2 protein-coding genes are annotated in these 3,119 nt (G+C 49.4%); both read left to right on the forward strand.

Translation table 11 applies throughout. The features are described from left to right. The first annotated feature begins 239 nt into the window (after positions 1-239). On the forward strand, positions 240-1,484 hold the full coding sequence (locus tag ACJROR_RS12770; protein WP_406547387.1) for a hypothetical protein: 1,245 nt from the start codon (positions 240-242) through the stop codon (positions 1,482-1,484). A 103-nt stretch (positions 1,485-1,587) separates the two neighbouring features. Next, positions 1,588-3,119: hypothetical protein (locus ACJROR_RS12775; RefSeq protein ID WP_406547389.1), on the forward strand; the 1,532-nt coding region annotated here is incomplete at its 3' end.

Here is a 3,119-nt window from a genome sequence, read left to right on the forward strand (position 1 = left end):
CCGGAAGCAATTGCCAAGAGCCTGCTGGAACCCGCCAAAGCGCCCCTCCGGCAGGAGAGCACCCCTTTAAACCCGGAAGCGCCTCCCAAGTTCCCCGGGGAGCTCACGCCTCTCCAAAGGAAGATTCTCGAAGATGGCCAAACGTGAAGCATCCCTCCCCGGCAGGTCTGAGACTGAGAAGATTTAAGCGCAGTTTCCTCAGGGTTTTATCCGGGTGTCGTAATTAGCAAGGTAAGCGTATGTGCAATAATACAATTGAGCTTTTAAAAACGATTGTCGATCTGTGCCGCTGCGACAAGGAAAAGATCATTGCAATCACCAATACTCTCAAAACAGCGCGGCAGATGGCAGCTGCCCCGGAAACTTCTGGCAATGCCCGCATGGAGAGCGTGCCTTCCGATCCTGCGGAAGCCGGCCGTGATCCCGTGCTCGCCGCCGCTCCTAAAACTGCTTCCGGAGATGTGAAGAGCGCGTCCCTGCCGACGAATTCCGGAGAAGCTGAAGCCTCCGCCTCTCAGACAGAGAGTCAGGCTGCGGATCTCAATAGCAGAATATCCTCCCTTGAATCGGAAAAACGCCGGCTGGAGCAGGATAACTCCCTTCTTAAAAAGGAAAATGAAGCATTATCGCAGCAGGTACGAGGGCTCCATAATTCAGCCGGGGAGTCCGGCAGGGAAATAACATCTCTCCGCGCCGCAAAGGAGGATCTGACCTCAGCGCTGAAAGCTGCCGGCGATACTCTCAAAAAAGCCGAGGACAGAATTCGCAAACTGGAATCAGATTTAAATGACCAGAAGAGCCGTTTTGAAAACGAGATCTCGGCATGCAACACAGAGGTTCAGAACGTCAGGAATGACGCCCAGAGACAGCGCCAGCTAATGAAGTCAGAAGAAGAAGCCCTCCGGCAAAATATCAAAAGGCTAGAGCTCCGCGTCAGCGAAGGCGATGACAAATGCCGCGATTACATGAAAAAGCTGACGGCGCAGAAAAATGAAACAGAAAGAGTTTCCCGGGAACGTGATGACTTCAGAGCAAAATATGACCGCTGCTCCGGCAAAATCAGCGGCATTCGCGATATTGATGCCATCAGTTCCCTGGCGGAGTTTATCAGAGCCCTGCCGGAAAGCGTCAGACAAGACGATGCCCTGAAATCTCTGGATCTCGGGAACATTACCAATCTTCTGGTGCAGTGCGGCCACATGACGCGGCTTTCCACAGCATGGGAGGTAATCAGGAAAAGAACCATTGAGAGCGGTTTCTGCGCCCCGGCTCTTACCGAACTTATGATCAGGCTGATGGATTTCTACAACAAAGCAAATCCGAGCGTGCAGTTTCAGGCTGTTATTCCTGAAACCGGCATTCCCTTTTCAGCTGAAAATCATTCTCGCCCCAACGGCAAGACCGTATCCGCTGTCAAAAAGGTGCTGTTTCCCGGGCTTAAAAATTCCAGCAACAAGTTATTAAGCCGGCCGGTAGTGGAGTGACGGAGCCGCGAAACTGCAGAATAGCGGAGTAACAGCAGCGAAAAAGCTGCTTTGCAACCAGATTGTGAAAAGAATTACTGAGTGTTATTGAAGAAGCGTGTTTATGAAAACTAACAAAATTGCCGTACCGCGTTATTTGGCTGACAGATTGCCGGGGCTGACGGAGAAGTACCTCAGTCATGATCAGGAACTGCCGGAAGCAAATGAAAATACTGAAAGCATCAGCGAAGATAACGCTGAAATTATTAAGCGTCTTAATGATTACAGACTGGTAACAGACAATGCCTCTCTTATCCCTTTGGATAATGAGCCCCAAACCAATGAACACGTGTTTTTTCTGTTAACGGATCATGTTGAAGATAATCAGGAAGGTTTTACCATTAAATGGTCTGAAATATCAAACAGCCTGCATGAAGCTTTGGATTCCTATGACCAGCGTTATCAGAAAATTAAATTTTCCTTTGAAACCTGTAAAAGCATCATTTACGACAATATAACAAACAGCAATATTTATTTAAACAGAAACAATGCAACAGAAAATCATAAATCAGTTAACAGCATACAGAATTTCTTAACAAATACTTGCAAAATACCTCGCATATTAAACAATAACATAATGTTATGCCTGATTTTTAAAAACGCCCTGTCTTTCTGGGAACCCTCCCGCATTTCTGACAATTATTGGTCCTTTCTCAGAGCCAGATCCTTTGATTCATTTCATAACGATAACGGCAGGACTGTTTTTACCGCCGAGAAATCGGTAACCGGCGCTTCAAACAGCCGCTGCTATGTGTTTTTGAAAGTCATGTATTCGTTTTCCAGGAGTGACAGCGAAGATACGGAGGCGGCCCAGCATGATGAAACCCGGTCTTTGTTCCCCTCGGAGCTTTTCCTGAAAATGGACAGCATCCGGGCCTCGCTGCCGGAAATCAGCAGATCGCAGCTGACATCGGCCTCCGAGGGTTCCATTGAGGTTTTTGCGCCGGACGCTCTGCCCAAGGGTGATGATTATACGGAAATAGAGCTGGATCAGCCCTGCGTCTGCAAGGATCCCTGGGAACTGGTGAAGCAGGACTCCTATGTGTTTATCGATTTCGGCACCTCCAGCACCGTTGCCGCCTTCAGGGATGCCAAAGGCATTACGCAGCTCCTAAGAATGAAGGATTTCGACAAAGATGTGCGGGATTACCAGTATGAAAACCCCACGGCCCTGGAATTCCGCGATGTCAGAAGCTTCATGGAGGTCTGGCATCATGAAAAGTGGCGCCCTCTGACAGAGTGGGACTCGGTATACAGCTCCTATGATGCCAGAAGCCAGGTGGACGATCATCCCACCTGCGGCATGACGAACATCAAATCCTGGGCCAGACTTCGTCATAATACCCATGCTCTCCACCTGGAGGATGAACTCCATGAGGCCTTTGATTTGTTCCCCCTTCCCGTAGAGGACTGTCAGGATCCCAAGTCTCCGGGAGACTGGCAGCACCGCCCTCTGGATCCCATAGAGCTCTACGGCTACTATCTCGGACTATGCCTCAACACTCAGACCATAAGAGGCGGTTCCATATACCTTAATTACCGGCTTTCCTGCCCTGTGGAATTTGACCGGGAAACAAAGAAGCGCATCCTGCAGGG

Source organism: Succinimonas sp. (assembly GCF_045225735.1).
GTDB lineage: Bacteria > Pseudomonadota > Gammaproteobacteria > Enterobacterales > Succinivibrionaceae > Succinimonas.